Here is a 13,851-nt window from a genome sequence, read left to right as displayed (position 1 = left end):
TCAGATGCCGAGCACACGGGCGACGGTGCGCAGCACCCCGTTGTCGTTGTTGGACGGGGCGAGGTGGCGGGCCCGGCGGACGACCTCGGGGTGGGCGCCCGCCACGGCGAAGGACCAGTCGGCCGCGTCCAGCATCTCCAGGTCGTTGAGGTAGTCGCCGAACACCATGGTCTGCGCGGGGGTGATGCCCAGCTCCCGCTGCAGCCCGCGCAGGGCGGCGCCCTTGTTGGCGGTGGCGTTCATGACGTCGACCCAGTGCTCACCGGAGACGACGACCTGGTGGGTGGCGGTGAAGGCCTGCAGCGCGGGCGCGGTGGTCCGCTCGGCGGAGCCGAAGTCGAACAGGGCCACCTTGAGCACCTCGTCGTCGACGGCGGTGAGGTCCTCGACGATCCGGTTCTCCACGTAGTACCTGCGGACCTCGGCGAGGAAGGCTTCGTCGGTCCGCTCCACGTAGGCGGACCGCTTGCCGCAGACCACGGCGCCCACGTCCACGCCGTCGGCCACCAGCCCCCGTACGGCGCGCGCCAGAGCGGCCACGACCGGCCCCTGCAGCGGGTCCGAGCTGAGCTCGACGCCGTCCCGGACGACGTAGGTGCCGTTCTCCGCGATGAACACCATGCCGTCGGCGACCTCGGCGAACTGCCGGGCCAGGGTGGCGTACTGGCGGCCGCTCGCCGGGCTGAACAGCACACCGCGCCGGCGTAGTTCGGCCAGCATCGGCCACAGTCCGTCCGGGATCCGCTTGTCGTCGTCCAGGAGTGTGCCGTCCATGTCGGTGACGACGAGCCGGATGTCGGCGGGTCCGGCCGGGAGGCCCGGGTCGACGGGGAGGGACTCGGGGGTGGCGGGCATGTCGTGCTTCCGGTCGGGGTCGGGTGTACGTCGGCCAAGTGTTCCTCATACGGCGTACGGACCCCGAACCGGGCCGTGCCGGGCCCCGTCGTCCGGCCGTGGTACCGCGGTTCGCCGGGGTGGCCGTGAAAACCTGACCCAGGCCCCACGCAGATCCCTTGTCCGTCGAGGAGGAACGCCGATGACCACCCTTGCCGACCCGGTGCCGGGCGGGCGTCCCGGCGAAGTCCAGCGGGCCACCGCGCTCGCCGCCGAACTGACCGGGCGTGGCGTGCACGGCGTCGTGCTGTCCTATGTCGACACCGCGGGCATCGGCCGGGTGAAGACGGTCCCGGCGGCCCGGCTGTCCGCGGCGGCGGCCTGGGGGGTGGGTATGTCGCCGGTGTTCGACACCTTCCTGGCCGACGACTCCATCGTCACCACCGCTGTCCTCGGCTCCCCGGACGGCGACCTGCGCCTGTACCCGGACCTCGAACACCTGGTGGTGCTGGCCGGGCAGCCCGGCTGGGCGTGGGCCCCGGTCGACCGGATCACCCAGGAGGGCGAGCGGCACCCCGGGTGCTCGCGGACGTTCCTGCGCCGGATCGTCACGGAGGCCGCCGAACGGCACGGCATCACCTTCCGCGCTGCCGTCGAGGTCGAATGGGCCGTCGGTGCCGGCCCGGAGTCCGACGGGGAGTTCGTCCCGGCGGTGTCCGGCCCCGCCTACGGCGCCGTCCGGCAGATCGAGCTGAGCGAGTACGGCGCCGACCTGCTGGCGGCCTGCGCCGCGCAGGGCATCGACGTGGAGCAGTTCCATCCCGAGTACGCGGCCGGGCAGTTCGAGCTGTCCGTGGGCGCGCTGGACCCGGTCGCGGCGGCCGACCGGAGCGTGCTGGTGCGGCAGACCGTCCGGGCGGTGGCCCGGCGGCACGGTCTGCGCGTCTCCTTCGCGCCGGCCGTGTCCGCCGAGGGCGTCGGCAACGGCGGCCATCTGCACCTGTCCTGCTGGCGCGACGGCCGCAATCTGCACACCTCCGGTCCCGGGCCGTACGGCATGACGGCGGACGCCGAGTCCTTCGCGGCCGGGATCCTCGCGCACCTGCCCGCCCTCACGGCGGTCACCGCGCCCAGCCCGGCCAGCTACCTCCGGCTCAAGCCCTCGCAGTGGGCGGGGGTGTTCACCGTCTGGGGCCGTGAGCGGCGGGAGGCCGCGGTGCGGGTCGTCACCGGTACGACGGGGCACCAGGAGCAGGCGGCGAACCTGGAGGTCAAGCCCGTCGACCTGGCCGCCAACCCCTATCTGGCCCTCGGCTGCGTCATCGCCGCCGGGCTCGACGGCGTGGCGTCGGCGGCGGCCCTGCCCGCGGAGACCACCGGGGACCCGGCACGGTTCGACGCCGAGGAGGCGGCGGCGCGGGGGGTGCGCCGGCTGCCCACCTCGCTGCCGGAGGCCGTCGCCGAGTTCCGCGGTGACGAGGTGCTGCGGGCGGCGCTCGGGGATGTGCTGGCCGACGCGGTGGCCGCCGTACGCCTCGGGGAGGCCGCCGCCGTGGACGGGCTGGACGACGCTCACGTGGCGACGGCCTACCGCTGGAAGTACTGACCGTGCCCGGCCCCGCGTCCGGACCGGTCGAGGAGGCGCTCGCCGCGCTTCCCCTGGTCGACCACCACTGCCACGGCGCCCGCACCGCAGATCTCGGTCCCGACGCGTTCGCCTCCCTGCTCACCGAGGGACGGGCCCGGCCCGGAAGCGACGTCTCCCCCTTCGACACGCCGGCCGGAGTGGCCGTACGCAGGCACTGCGCTCCCCTGCTGGACCTGCCCCGGCACACGCCCGCCGCCGACTACACGGCCCGGCGGGCGGAGCTGGGCTGGCGCGAGGTCAACAGACGGTTCCTCACGGCGGCGGGAGTGGAGGTGTTCTGCGTGGACACCGGGTTCGCCCCGCATCCCGTCACCTCCCCGGCACAGCTGGCGGACGCCTCGGGCGGCGCGGCCCACGAGGTGGTGCGGCTGGAGGGCGTGGCCGAGTCGGTGGCCGCGGCGGGCGTGGGGGCGGGCGAGTACGCGAGCGCGTTCCGGGCGGCCGCGGACAGCGCCGTCCGCCGCCCCGGGGTGGTGGCTGTGAAGTCCGTGGCGGCCTACCGCACCGGCTTCGCGCTGGCCCCGGAGCGGCCCGCCGGCTCCGAGGTGACCGAGGCGGCCCGGCACTGGCTCACACGAGGAGGACGGCTGACCGACCCGGTGCTCGTGCGCCACCTGCTGTGGACCGCCGTGGACCTCGGCCTGCCGCTGCAGCTGCACACCGGCTTCGGCGACGACGACATCCGGCTGCACCGGGCCGACCCCGCCCTCCTGACGGACTGGCTGCACCTGATCCGGGGCACCATCCCGGTACTGCTGCTGCACTGCTGGCCCTACCAGCGCCAGGCCGCCTATCTGACGGCCGTCTTCGAGGAGGTGTACCTCGACGTCGGACTCGCCCTCCACCACGCCGGCCCGTCCCGGTCCCGGGCGATCCTGGAGGAGGCCCTCGAGATCACACCGTTCCGCAAACTCCTGTACAGCTCCGACGCGTACGGTGTGGCCGAATTCCACCACCTCGGCGCGCTGTGCTTCCGCCAGGGGCTCGCCGCACTGCTCCAGGAACGGGTGGACGCCGACGAGCTGAGCCTGCCCGACGCCCTGCGGATCGCCGCCTGGACGGGGCGGGACAACGCCCGCCGCCTGTACGGACTGCCCGCCGCCGGGTCGTCACCGCCCCGCCCCTTCTGTGACTGAGGCCACGCCGTATCCGATCCCCGGAAAGTATGATCAAGCAATGTCTGACATGACCGAAACCACGCCCGGCTGGCTGACTTCCGACGAGCTGGAGATGGCGCGCGCCCGCATGCCGATCCTCTATGTCGAGGCCGTGCCGGTGCGTGTCGACGACAGCGGCGAAGTCACCAGCATCGGACTGCTGCTCCGCATCGGGCCGGACGGAACGGTCAGCCGGACCCTGGTCTCCGGCCGTGTCCTGCACCACGAGCGGGTCCGCGACGCCCTGCTGCGCCACCTGGAGAAGGATCTCGGCCCGGTGGCGCTGCCCCGGGTCCCGGCCTCGCTGCAGCCCTTCACGGTGGCCGAGTACTTCCCCACCGCGGGCATCACCCCGTACCACGACCCGCGCCAGCACGCCGTGTCCCTCGCCTACATCGTCCCGGTGGCCGGTGACTGCCGCCCCCGGCAGGACGCGCTGGACCTGGTGTGGTTCAGCCCGCAGGAGGCCGCGTCACCGGCCCTGCAGAGCGAGATGCCGGGCGGGCACGGGGTGCTGCTGAAGCAGGCCCTCGCGTACGTGGGCCATGTGTCCTGAGCCGGGCGGGCCGTCCGGCCGGTGCGGAGCCGATCAGTCCGGCAGGGCGCCCAGGTCCGCCCGCGCGAGACTGTCGTCGAGGAAGCCGCCCGACTGGTGCTGCCACAGCCTGGCGTAGGCGCCGTCCGCGGCGAGCAGTTCCTTGTGCGTGCCCTGCTCGATGATCCGTCCGCGGTCGAGGACCACGAGGCGGTCCATGCCGGCGACCGTGCTCAGCCGGTGCGCCACCACGAGTGCCGTCCGCCCCTCCATGAGCCGCCACAGCGCCTCCTGGACGAGGATCTCGCTCTCGGAGTCCAGGGCGCTGGTCGCCTCGTCGAGCAGCAGGACCGGCGCGTCGCGCAGGATCGCCCTGGCGAGCGCGACCCGCTGCCGCTGGCCGCCGGACAGCTTCACACCGCGCTCGCCCACCATGGTGTCGAAGCCGTCCCGCAGCGCGTCGGCGAACTCCGTGACGTGTGCGGCCTCGGCCGCGCGGCGGATCTCGGCGTCGGTGGCGCCCGGCCGGGCGAACGCGATGTTCTCCCGCAGGGTGCGGTGGAACATGGCCGGGTCCTGCGGCACGTAGGAGATCAGACTGCGCAGGTCCTTCTGGCGGAGCCTGCTGATGTCCTGGCCGCCGATCAGGATCCGGCCGTCGTCGATGTCCGTCATCCTCAGCAGCAGCCTGGTGAGCGTGGTCTTGCCGCCACCGGACCGGCCGACGAGACCGATCTTCGCCCCGTCGGGCACCGCGAGGTCGAGGCCCTGGAACAGCGGCTCGGCGCCCGCGTGGGCGAAGGTCACCTTCTCGAAACGGATGTCGGCGGCCTCCGTCAGCAGCGGCTGCGGCTCGGGCGGGTCGAGCACGGTCGGCGGTGTCAGCAGCAGTTCGGTGAACTGCGCGGCCTCCGTCATCGAGCTCTCCAGACGGCGGTAGATCTGGTTGAACTCGAACATGATCCGCGTCGCGTTGGTGTAGTACGTGAAGGCGACCACGACCGCCTCCACCCCGTGCTCGCCCCCGCCGAGCGTGACCGCGAGCAGCAGGCCCAGCACGTTGGTCAGCACGGACATCGGAGCGACCAGCGTGTCGATGCGCAGGTTGCCGTAGTCCCACGACCTCAGCGTGAGCCGCCGGGACTGAGCGACCCGCAGACGGTGCTCGGCGGCCTCGCGGTCCTCGGCGGCGAAGGCCCGGACCGTGTCCATGTTCATCAGGCTGTCGGAGACATGGCCCGACACCCGGGCGATCGCCTCCTCGCGCAGGTTCACCAGCGCCTGGCGGCGCCGGACGAGCGGCGCCACGCACACCGCCGTCAGCGCGATCATCACCAGGAGTCCGACGACGAGCAGCGGTTCGTAGCGCCACAGCACCACGGAGCCGAACGCCAGCGGGACGAACCTGCCCACGATGTTGAACGCCAGCGTGTCGACGAACTCCTCGAAGCGGACGGCGAAGCTCAGCACCCGCTTGGTCAGCGACCCGGCGAAGTTGTCGTGGAAGAACGCGGCGTCCTTGGCGAACAGCTCGTCCATGCCGACGATGTACAGGTGCTCGATGCCGAGGGCGTCCAGGCGGTTCAGACAGTGCAGGCCGACACGCCACAGGGCCTCGGCGAGCAGCAGCACACCGGCGAAGCCGAGGACGTAGGGCAGCGTCGCACCGATGCCGGCACCGGAGTCGTCGGCGATACGGCCGACGAGCTTGGCGACGACCAGCGGCGCCAGGTAGTTGATCCCGATGTTGCCCAGCGCCGGCAGCAGCATCGCGGGCACCGTCAGCCACCTCAGGCGGCGCAGTTCTCGTCCGTAGTAGCGGAGGGCGAGGAGCACGGAGCCCCTGCCCGGCGGCGTCCTGTGTAATTCACGCGGTCCCATGGCACAGCAATGTCCCGCAGCGCCGACCGCGCGGTCCAAGCATTTTCACCCAAATGCCGCATCGGCCCTGGAAACGGCGGGAGGCCGCCTCCTCGAAGAGAAGACGGCCTCCGGCTGCGACTCCAAAAGTCGGGACGACAGGATTTGAACCTGCGACCCCTTGACCCCCAGTCAAGTGCGCTACCAAGCTGCGCCACGTCCCGGTGCTCGTTGACCTGGGAGTTCCCCGGTCGAAACGCGCACGGAAACCATACCGCACTCGGGTCGGTGATCGCGCACACCTTTGTCGGCGGCCGACGGCTTGACCTCAACTTCGGTTGAGGTTGCACGATCGTTCCCATGACGATCATCCAGGAAGAGCGGCGCACGTACACCTACGCCGACCTGCCGGAACTGATGAGCCTGATGACCGGCGACGAGAAGCACGGGCCGGCGGCGACCTCGACGCTGGACGTGCTGTGGGTGCTGTACGACCGGGTGCTGCGGGTCACGCCCGAGCGGATGGCGGACCCGGCCCGGGACCGGTTCCTGCTGAGCAAGGGGCACGGGCCGATGGCGTACTACGCCGTGCTCGCCGCGAAGGGCTTCCTGCCGGTGAAGTGGCTCCCGGGCTTCGGCGGTTACGACTCGCCGCTCGGCCATCACCCCGACCGGGTGCTGGTGCCGGGCGCCGAGATCGGCAGCGGTTCGCTGGGGCACGGGCTGCCGATCGCCGTGGGCACGGCGCTGGGCCTGCGCGCCCAGGGGCTCGGCGAGCCGCGGGTGTGGGCGCTGATCGGGGACGCCGAGCTGGACGAGGGCAGCAACCACGAGGCGATCGCCTTCGCCGGGCCCGCCGGACTGGACCGGTTGCAGACGGTCGTCGTCGACAACTCTTCCGCCATCCATGCCCGGCCCGGCGGTATCGCCGCGCGCTTCGAGGTGGCCGGATGGTCCGCCGTGACCGTGGACGGGCGCGACCACGAGGCGCTGCACGCCGCGTTCACCGCGCCGCATCCGGGCCGCCCGCACGTGGTCGTTGCCCGCGTCGAGCCGAAGTACGCCTGACACTCGAAGCAACCCCCCGCGAAGAAGGGCCTGCCCGCCATGGACAGCATGCGTGACCGTTTCGCACCCGTCGTCTCCCGGCTGCTCGACGAGGACCCACGGGTCGCGGTCGTCCTGGCCGAGATCGGCGTGGACGCCTTCGCGGAGGCGTCGCGCCGGCATCCGCACCGGGTGATCAACGTCGGCATCCGTGAGCAGCTCCTGGTGGGGGCCGCGGCAGGGCTGGCGCTCACCGGGCTGCGGCCGGTCGTGCACACCTTCGCCAGTTTTCTCATCGAGCGGCCGTTCGAGCAGGTCAAGCTGGACCTCGGGCACCAGGACGCCGGGGCGGTGCTGGTGAGCGCGGCGGCCTCCTTCGACTGGCCGGCCGGCGGGTACACGCACATGGCGCCCGGCGACGTGGCGCTGCTCGACACCCTGGACGGCTGGACCGTGCACGTCCCCGGCCACCCCGACGAGGCGGAGACGCTGCTGCGGCACGCGGTCGCCGCCGGCGACGACAAGGTCTACGTCCGTCTGTCCGTGCAGGCCAATCGGCGGGGGCTCCCCGTCGACGGACAGCGGTTCGTCACCGTCCGCGAGGGCCGAGTGGGCGTGGTGGTCGCGGTCGGGCCGACGCTGGACACCGTGCTCGCCGCCACGGAAGGCCTCGACGTCAGCGTTCTCTACGCGACGACGGTCCGGCCCTTCGACGCGGCGGCCCTGCGCCGCGCCACCGGGGCGGCCGGTCCGGACGTCGTGCTGGTGGAGCCGTATCTCGCCGGGACGTCGACGGCCGCCGCGAACGACGCCCTGTCCGATCTGCCGCACCGTGTGCTGGGCCTCGGTGTCGGCCGCCGCGAGCTGCGCCGGTACGGGACGCTCGCGGAGCACGTCGCCGCGCACGGGCTGGACGCGGCGGGTCTGCGGGAGCGGATCGGGGGCTTCCTCGAGGCGGCCGCGGTGGCGACGCGAGGGTGACATGGGGATGACACGGGGGTGGCACGGGGGTGGCACGGTCACTCCCCGACCGGCCGTCCCAGCTCCGGGTGGGCCTCCAGCAGCCGGGGCGGGGCCGCCTGGCGCCAGGAGTCGGCCAGGATGTCGTGCAGTTCGGCCTCGTCCTCGAGGGCGGCGAGCCGGGCGCGGACCCATGCGAACTGGGCTTCGTGACCGGCGATCCAGAACTTCTCCGGCTCGGCCAGCACGAGCTCGTCGCGCTCCTCCTTGGGGCAGCGCACGGCTATGGAGGTCTCCTCCTCGGGCAGCGTGGCGAACATCTTCCCGGCCACCCTGAAGGTGGGCATGCTCCAGGCGGTCTTCTCCGTGGTGTCCGGCAGGGACAGGGCGATACGTCGTACGTCTTCGGCGTCCGGCATGCTCCGCACCGTAGCCCCTGCTACTGACAGTCGAGCGGCCCTACGCCCGCGCCGCCTCGGCCAGTGCGTCCAGTACCGGGCGGATCAGCGGGTGTTCCTCGGCCCCCCGCCGCACGGCGGCGAAGACGCGCCGGGTGGGGGCCACACCGTCGACGGGGTGGACGACCACGCCCGTCAGGTCCATGCCGCGCAGGGCCGAGCGCGGGACGAGGGCCACGCCGACATCGGCCGCGGCCAGCGCGACGACCGCACGGAAGTCGTCGGAGGAGTGTTCGAGACGGGGCTGGAAGCCGGCGCTCTCGCAGGCCAGGACGACCACGTCGTGGCACGGGTTGCCCGGGTAGGGACCGATCCACGGGTCCTTGGCCAGGTCCGCGAGGGGCACCTCGGCGGTCTCGGCCAGCCGGTGGGTGACCGGGACCACCGCGTCGAACGGCTCGGCGTACAGCGGGACGTGGGTCAGCCGGGGATCGTCGGCGGGCGGCGCCCCGCGGTACTCGACGGCGACCGCCACGTCCACCTGCCGGTCGAGGACCATCGGCAGGCTGGCGTCGCCCTCGGCGTCCTGGACGCGGATGCGGATGCCGGGCGCCGAGGAGGCGAGACGGGCCACGGCCGGCGCCACGACCTCGGCGATGCCGGTCGCGAAGGCGGCCACGGTGACCGTGCCGGCCTCCCCCGAGTCGTAGGCGGCCAGCTCGGCCTCCGCGCGCTCCAGCTGGGCGAGGACCGCGTTGGTGTGGCCGAGCAGGATCTCCCCGGCCGGGGTCAGCCGTACGCCCTTCGCGCTGCGCTCGACGAGCCGGTGGCCGGTCTCCTGCTCCAGCGCGGTCAGCTGCTGGGAGACCGCGGAAGGGGTGAGGTAGAGCGCGGCGGCCGCCGCCGTGACCGTGCGGTGGTCGGCCACCGCACGGAGGATGTGGAGCCGCCGTGCTTCGATCATGCGGCCGATTATCCCAGGTGTCCGCCCTGGTCAGGCCTCCAGCTCGGCGCGCGCCGCGACGAACGCGTCGACCGCGCGGTTCACGTCCTCGGTGGAGTGGGCGGCGGACAGCTGGACACGGATGCGGGCCTGGCCCTGCGGGACCACCGGGTAGGAGAACCCGATCACGTACACCCCGCGTTCGAGGAGCAGTTCGGCCATGCGGCCGGCCCGGGCCGCGTCGCCGATCATCACCGGCGCGATGGCGTGGTCGCCGGGCAGGACGTCGAAGCCCTCCTCGGTCATCCGGCGGCGGAACAGCGCGGTGTTCTCGTTCAGCCGGACACGCAGGTCGTCGGCCGACTCCAGCAGGTCGAGCACCTTCAGCGAGGCCGCCGCGATCACCGGGGCGAGGGTGTTGGAGAACAGGTACGGCCGTGAGCGCTGGCGCAGCAGGGCGACGATCTCGGCGCGGGCGGCGACGTAGCCGCCGGAGGCGCCGCCGAGCGCCTTGCCGAGGGTGCCCGTGACGATGTCGACGCGGTCCATGACGCCGTGCAGTTCGGGCGTGCCGCGGCCGGTCGGGCCGACGAAGCCGACGGCGTGGGAGTCGTCGACCATGACCATCGCGTCGTAGCGGTCGGCGAGGTCGCAGATCTCCGCCAGCGGCGCGACGTACCCGTCCATGGAGAACACGCCGTCGGTGACGATCAGGCGGCGCCGGGCGTCGGACGCCTCCTTGAGCTTCGCCTCCAGGTCGGCCAGGTCGCGGTTGGCGTAGCGGAAGCGGCGGGCCTTGGACAGGCGGATGCCGTCGATGATGGAGGCGTGGTTGAGGGCGTCGGAGATCACCGCGTCCTGCTCGCCGAGGAGGGTCTCGAAGACACCGCCGTTGGCGTCGAAGCAGGAGGAGTACAGGATCGTGTCCTCCTGGCCGAGGAAGGCGGACAGCCGCGCCTCCAGCTCCTTGTGCACCTCCTGGGTGCCGCAGATGAACCGCACGGACGCCATGCCGTAGCCCCAGCGGTCCAGGGCGGCGTGGGCGGCGGCGACGACCTCGGGGTGGTCGGCGAGGCCGAGGTAGTTGTTGGCGCAGAAGTTGAGGACCTCGCCGGGTCGGCCGCCGGCGGTGACGTTGACGGTCGCGGACTGCGGGGTGCCGATCACACGCTCGGGCTTGTGCAGGCCGGCGGCGCGGATCTCGTCGAGGGTGGCGCGCAGGTCGTCGCGCACGGAGTCGAACACGGGGAAGCTCCTGGGGGTGCTCGCGGTGGGGGCGTACGGAGAGGAGGTCACGCGGTCCAGTCGAGGATGACCTTCCCGCCGCGGCCGCTCGCCGCGTCGGCGAACGCCGCCTCGAAGTCCCGGTAGTCGTACCGGCCGGTGATCACGGGCGCGAGGTCGAGGCCGCCTTCCAGCAGCACCGACATCGCGTACCAGGTCTCGAACATCTCCCGGCCGTAGATGCCCTTTATGGTGATCATCTTGGTGACGATCCGGGCCCAGTCGACCGGGAACTCCTCGGCGGGCAGGCCGAGCATGGCGATGCGGCCGCCGTGCGTCATGTTGGCGATCATGTCCCGCAGGGCCTCGGGGCGGCCGGACATCTCCAGGCCGATGTCGAAGCCCTCGCGCAGGCCCAGTTCCCGCTGGCCGTCGGCGATGGTGGCGCCGGAGACGTTCAGGGCGAGGGTCGCGCCGGTCTTGCGGGCGAGGTCGAGCCGCTCCTCGCTGACGTCGGTGATCACCACGTTCCGGGCGCCCGCGTGCCGGGCCACGGCGGCGGCCATCAGGCCGATCGGGCCGGCGCCGGTGATCAGGACGTCCTCGCCGACCAGCGGGAAGGACAGCGCGGTGTGCACGGCGTTGCCGAACGGGTCGAAGATCGCGGCGACGTCGAGGTCGACGGGGACGCGGTGCACCCAGACGTTGGCGGCGGGCAGGACGACGTACTCGGCGAACGCCCCGTCGCGGCCCACGCCGAGCCCGACGGTGGCCCGGCACAGGTGACGGCGCCCGGCCAGACAGTTGCGGCACTTGCCGCACACCAGGTGGCCCTCGCCGCTGACCCGGTCGCCGATCCGGACGTCCGTGACGTCCCGGCCGGTGTCCACGACCTGGCCGACGAACTCGTGCCCGACCACGAGCGGGGTGCTGATCGCCTGCCGCGCCCAGCCGTCCCAGGACCGGATGTGCAGATCGGTGCCGCAGATCCCGGTCCGCTGGACCTTGATCAGCACGTCACCGGGACCGACGGCGGGCTCGGGCACGTCCGTGAGCCACAGCCCGGGCTCCGCCTTTTCCTTGACCAGCGCCTTCAACGCTACGGCTCCTGTGGGTGCGGTCCCGGTCCACGGCATGCCAGAGGCACCCGCGTCCGGGGAGAGGAGTGGATTCGCACAGCAATCTGCCCTACGAGGCGCACCGGGTCCATCGAGGATTTCTTAAGCGGCGCCACAGCTCGGCTTCACACGACCGTCACAGCGTCAAGCCCGTCGTCCGCGCCCCGTTCGAGTCGTACGGCGAGTTCCGCGGCCCGCGCCTTGATGGCCTCCAGGCCCGCCTTTCCCCAGCGCCGGGGGGTGACGTCGGCGACGCACACGGTGCCCAGCGTCATCCCGGTGCTGTCGAGGAGCGGGGCGCCCAGGTACGAGTGGATGCCGAACTCGTCCACGACCGGGTTGCACGCGAACCGCGGATAGTCGCGGACGTCCTCCAGGACCAGTGCCTTGCGGCGCACCACCACATGGGGGCAGAAACCGTGGTCGCGCGGCAGCCGGCGGCCGACCTCGGGCCGCGTGCCGTCGGCCTTCGGACGCGGCCCGGTGACCGGCGTGCGCAGGCCCGCGAAGAACTGTCCTTCCTCGCCTATGAAGTTGACCATCGCGTACGGCGCGTCGGCGAGCTCCGCGAGGTGCGCAGCGAAGGCGTCGAGGGCGGGCTCGGGGCGCTCCCCCAGGCCGAGCCGGTCCAGCCGCCGGACGCGGGCGGGGGCCTCCCTGTCCTCGGGGGTCAGCAGCAGGCCCCTGACCGGGCGCGGCGGGTCGTAGCTCATGACCGGGCCCCGGGTGACATGGGGGCGCCGTGGCTCGGTGCGTGCCTGGGGGCATGGGCGATGAGGTGGCGTACGAGGGTGAGCAGGGTCTGCACGCCGGAGGAGGAGATACGGGCGTCGCAGCGGACGACCGGGATCCGGGGGTCGAGGTCGATGGCGGCGCGCACCTCCTCGGGGTCGTAGCGGTACGACCCGTCGAACTCGTTGACGGCGACGATGAAGCCGAGTCCGCGCTCCTCGAAGAAGTCGACCGCGGCGAAGCACTGCTCCAGGCGGCGGGTGTCGGCCAGGATGACGGCGCCGAGCGCCCCCTCGGACAGCTCGTCCCACATGAACCAGAACCGCTCCTGCCCGGGCGTGCCGAACAGGTACAGCACGTGTTGCGGATCCAGGGTGATACGGCCGAAGTCCATCGCCACCGTGGTCTCGACCTTGTTCTCGATGCCGTGGAGGTCGTCGGTCGCGGCGCTGACCGTGGTGAGCAGTTCCTCCGTGCTGAGCGGCGCGATCTCGCTCACCGCGCCCACGAAGGTGGTCTTGCCCACCCCGAACCCTCCGGCCACCAGGATCTTCAGTGCGGTGGGGAACGGGTCAGAGCTGTCGTCGTAGTCCATCGAGCACTGCCTCCAGAAGGGACCGGTCAGTGGGGTTGTGGTGGAAGGCGGGGGGCTTGGTGGTGAGCGCCCCGCAGTCGACGAGGTCGGAGAGCAGCACCTTGGTGACCGCCGCCGGGAGCCCCAGATGCGCGGCGACCTCGGCGACCGGGACGGGCGCCCGGCACAGTTCGAGCGCCTGGGCGTGTTCGGGGCCGAGGTAGCCGAGAGGGGTGGCTCCGGTGGCCATCACCTGCGACATCAGGTCGAGAGCGATGGTGGGCCGGGTGCGGCCGTTGCTGACCGTGAAGGGGCGCACCAGCCGTCCGGCCGCGTCGTCGAGCCAGGGCCCGTCGCCGGCCGCGGCCGCGCTCAAGGCCTCGTCGCCGGGGGTTCGACGGAGTGCCGGCGGGGCGCTGTCACCAGGTAGGGGCGGACGCTCTTGACCAGCATGGCCATCTCGTAGCCGAGCACGGCCGCGTCGGCCTCGCGGCCGGCCAGCACGGCCAGGCAGGTGCCGGAGCCGGCGGTGGTGACGAACAGCAGGGTGGAGTCGAGTTCGACGACGACCTGCCGGACCTCTCCGCCGTCACCGAACCGGACGCCGGCGCTGCGGCCGAGCGAGTACAGACCGGAGGCGAGGGCGGCCATGTGGTCGGCGCTGTCGGGATCGAGGCCGTGGACGGACTTCACCAGCCCGTCGCAGGACAGCAGCACCGCGCTGGTGGTGTGCGGTACGCGCTGGACGAGTCCGCTCAACAGCCAGTCGAGGTCGGATACCTGGGCGGTCGGCGCATCGCTCGCCATGGTGGATCGACTCC

Annotated in this window: 15 protein-coding genes and 1 tRNA gene; 5 read left to right on the top strand and 11 right to left on the bottom strand. The window is 72.5% G+C overall.

Going from position 1 to position 13,851, the window contains the following annotated elements; translation table 11 throughout:
• Complete coding sequence (locus ACFYZQ_RS26280) at positions 1-855, bottom strand: Cof-type HAD-IIB family hydrolase (RefSeq protein WP_389152335.1); 855 nt, start codon at positions 853-855, stop codon at positions 1-3.
• Positions 856-1,036: 181 nt separating this feature from the next.
• Between ACFYZQ_RS26280 and ACFYZQ_RS26275 the strand changes: the two genes are divergently transcribed.
• Genes ACFYZQ_RS26275 through ACFYZQ_RS26265 form a run of 3 tightly spaced genes read left to right on the top strand, consistent with a single transcriptional unit; the run spans position 1,037 to position 4,195 of the window.
• Positions 1,037-2,440: a glutamine synthetase gene (locus tag ACFYZQ_RS26275; RefSeq protein WP_389152332.1), complete on the top strand. Its 1,404-nt coding sequence runs from the start codon at positions 1,037-1,039 to the stop codon at positions 2,438-2,440.
• 2 nt (positions 2,441-2,442) lie between these two features.
• Positions 2,443-3,618, top strand: a complete 1,176-nt coding sequence (locus ACFYZQ_RS26270) for an amidohydrolase family protein (protein WP_389152329.1) — start codon at positions 2,443-2,445, stop codon at positions 3,616-3,618.
• Positions 3,619-3,658: 40 nt separating this feature from the next.
• Positions 3,659-4,195, top strand: a complete 537-nt coding sequence (locus ACFYZQ_RS26265) for an NUDIX hydrolase family protein (protein ID WP_388805802.1) — start codon at positions 3,659-3,661, stop codon at positions 4,193-4,195.
• 33 nt (positions 4,196-4,228) lie between these two features.
• Here the strand turns inward: ACFYZQ_RS26265 and ACFYZQ_RS26260 are convergent, their stop codons facing one another.
• Together ACFYZQ_RS26260 and ACFYZQ_RS26255 are read right to left on the bottom strand one after the other, a co-directional pair.
• Positions 4,229-6,055 (bottom strand): ABC transporter ATP-binding protein, encoded by a 1,827-nt coding sequence (locus ACFYZQ_RS26260; protein WP_389152327.1) that lies wholly within the window; start codon positions 6,053-6,055, stop codon positions 4,229-4,231.
• Positions 6,056-6,184: 129 nt separating this feature from the next.
• Positions 6,185-6,258, bottom strand: a tRNA-Pro gene (locus ACFYZQ_RS26255).
• 136 nt (positions 6,259-6,394) lie between these two features.
• Between ACFYZQ_RS26255 and ACFYZQ_RS26250 the strand changes: the two genes are divergently transcribed.
• Positions 6,395-7,102 carry a transketolase gene (locus tag ACFYZQ_RS26250; protein WP_389152324.1) on the top strand — a complete coding sequence of 236 codons (708 nt, stop codon included), beginning with the start codon at positions 6,395-6,397 and terminating at the stop codon, positions 7,100-7,102.
• Between the two features lie 39 nt (positions 7,103-7,141).
• Positions 7,142-8,062, top strand: coding sequence for a transketolase family protein (locus ACFYZQ_RS26245; RefSeq protein ID WP_389152322.1), 921 nt, complete (start codon positions 7,142-7,144; stop codon positions 8,060-8,062).
• Positions 8,063-8,100: 38 nt separating this feature from the next.
• On the opposite strand, the gene ACFYZQ_RS26240 is transcribed toward ACFYZQ_RS26245, so the two are convergent.
• The 8 genes from ACFYZQ_RS26240 to ACFYZQ_RS26205 form a co-directional block, all read right to left on the bottom strand.
• Complete coding sequence (locus ACFYZQ_RS26240) at positions 8,101-8,460, bottom strand: MmcQ/YjbR family DNA-binding protein (protein ID WP_389152319.1); 360 nt, start codon at positions 8,458-8,460, stop codon at positions 8,101-8,103.
• 40 nt (positions 8,461-8,500) lie between these two features.
• Positions 8,501-9,403 carry a LysR family transcriptional regulator gene (locus tag ACFYZQ_RS26235; protein ID WP_389152316.1) on the bottom strand — a complete coding sequence of 301 codons (903 nt, stop codon included), beginning with the start codon at positions 9,401-9,403 and terminating at the stop codon, positions 8,501-8,503.
• Positions 9,404-9,433: 30 nt separating this feature from the next.
• Complete coding sequence (locus tag ACFYZQ_RS26230) at positions 9,434-10,627, bottom strand: glycine C-acetyltransferase (RefSeq protein ID WP_389153074.1); 1,194 nt, start codon at positions 10,625-10,627, stop codon at positions 9,434-9,436.
• Positions 10,628-10,674: 47 nt separating this feature from the next.
• Positions 10,675-11,703: an L-threonine 3-dehydrogenase gene (gene tdh / locus ACFYZQ_RS26225; protein ID WP_389152313.1), complete on the bottom strand. Its 1,029-nt coding sequence runs from the start codon at positions 11,701-11,703 to the stop codon at positions 10,675-10,677.
• 146 nt (positions 11,704-11,849) lie between these two features.
• A complete protein-coding gene (locus ACFYZQ_RS26220; protein ID WP_389152310.1) occupies positions 11,850-12,437 on the bottom strand; it encodes a GAF domain-containing protein in 588 nt (195 codons plus the stop codon).
• Positions 12,434-13,051 (bottom strand): ATP/GTP-binding protein, encoded by a 618-nt coding sequence (locus ACFYZQ_RS26215; protein WP_389152307.1) that lies wholly within the window; start codon positions 13,049-13,051, stop codon positions 12,434-12,436. The genes ACFYZQ_RS26220 and ACFYZQ_RS26215 overlap by 4 nt, the downstream gene beginning before the upstream one ends.
• Positions 13,029-13,406 carry a DUF742 domain-containing protein gene (locus tag ACFYZQ_RS26210; protein WP_389152304.1) on the bottom strand — a complete coding sequence of 126 codons (378 nt, stop codon included), beginning with the start codon at positions 13,404-13,406 and terminating at the stop codon, positions 13,029-13,031. The genes ACFYZQ_RS26215 and ACFYZQ_RS26210 overlap by 23 nt, the downstream gene beginning before the upstream one ends.
• Positions 13,403-13,837, bottom strand: a complete 435-nt coding sequence (locus tag ACFYZQ_RS26205; protein ID WP_388805836.1) for a roadblock/LC7 domain-containing protein — start codon at positions 13,835-13,837, stop codon at positions 13,403-13,405. The genes ACFYZQ_RS26210 and ACFYZQ_RS26205 overlap by 4 nt, the downstream gene beginning before the upstream one ends.
• Between the last annotated feature and the right edge of the window lie 14 nt (positions 13,838-13,851).

The organism is Streptomyces sp. NPDC001843, assembly GCF_042891955.1.
Taxonomy (GTDB): Bacteria; Actinomycetota; Actinomycetes; order Streptomycetales; family Streptomycetaceae; genus Streptomyces.
This window is presented reverse-complemented; position numbering and strand designations above follow the sequence as displayed.

Excerpts from the sequence above, each read along its gene's own strand:
- ACFYZQ_RS26280 (WP_389152335.1), bottom strand. The coding sequence starts at position 855 with ATGCCCGCCACCCCCGAGTCCCTCCCCGTCGACCCGGGCCTCCCGGCC.
- ACFYZQ_RS26275 (WP_389152332.1), top strand. The coding sequence starts at position 1,037 with ATGACCACCCTTGCCGACCCGGTGCCGGGCGGGCGTCCCGGCGAAGTC.
- ACFYZQ_RS26265 (WP_388805802.1), top strand. The coding sequence starts at position 3,659 with ATGTCTGACATGACCGAAACCACGCCCGGCTGGCTGACTTCCGACGAG.
- ACFYZQ_RS26260 (WP_389152327.1), bottom strand. The coding sequence starts at position 6,055 with ATGGGACCGCGTGAATTACACAGGACGCCGCCGGGCAGGGGCTCCGTG.
- ACFYZQ_RS26250 (WP_389152324.1), top strand. The coding sequence starts at position 6,395 with ATGACGATCATCCAGGAAGAGCGGCGCACGTACACCTACGCCGACCTG.
- ACFYZQ_RS26245 (WP_389152322.1), top strand. The coding sequence starts at position 7,142 with ATGGACAGCATGCGTGACCGTTTCGCACCCGTCGTCTCCCGGCTGCTC.
- ACFYZQ_RS26240 (WP_389152319.1), bottom strand. The coding sequence starts at position 8,460 with ATGCCGGACGCCGAAGACGTACGACGTATCGCCCTGTCCCTGCCGGAC.
- ACFYZQ_RS26235 (WP_389152316.1), bottom strand. The coding sequence starts at position 9,403 with ATGATCGAAGCACGGCGGCTCCACATCCTCCGTGCGGTGGCCGACCAC.
- ACFYZQ_RS26220 (WP_389152310.1), bottom strand. The coding sequence starts at position 12,437 with ATGAGCTACGACCCGCCGCGCCCGGTCAGGGGCCTGCTGCTGACCCCC.
- ACFYZQ_RS26215 (WP_389152307.1), bottom strand. The coding sequence starts at position 13,051 with ATGGACTACGACGACAGCTCTGACCCGTTCCCCACCGCACTGAAGATC.
- ACFYZQ_RS26205 (WP_388805836.1), bottom strand. The coding sequence starts at position 13,837 with ATGGCGAGCGATGCGCCGACCGCCCAGGTATCCGACCTCGACTGGCTG.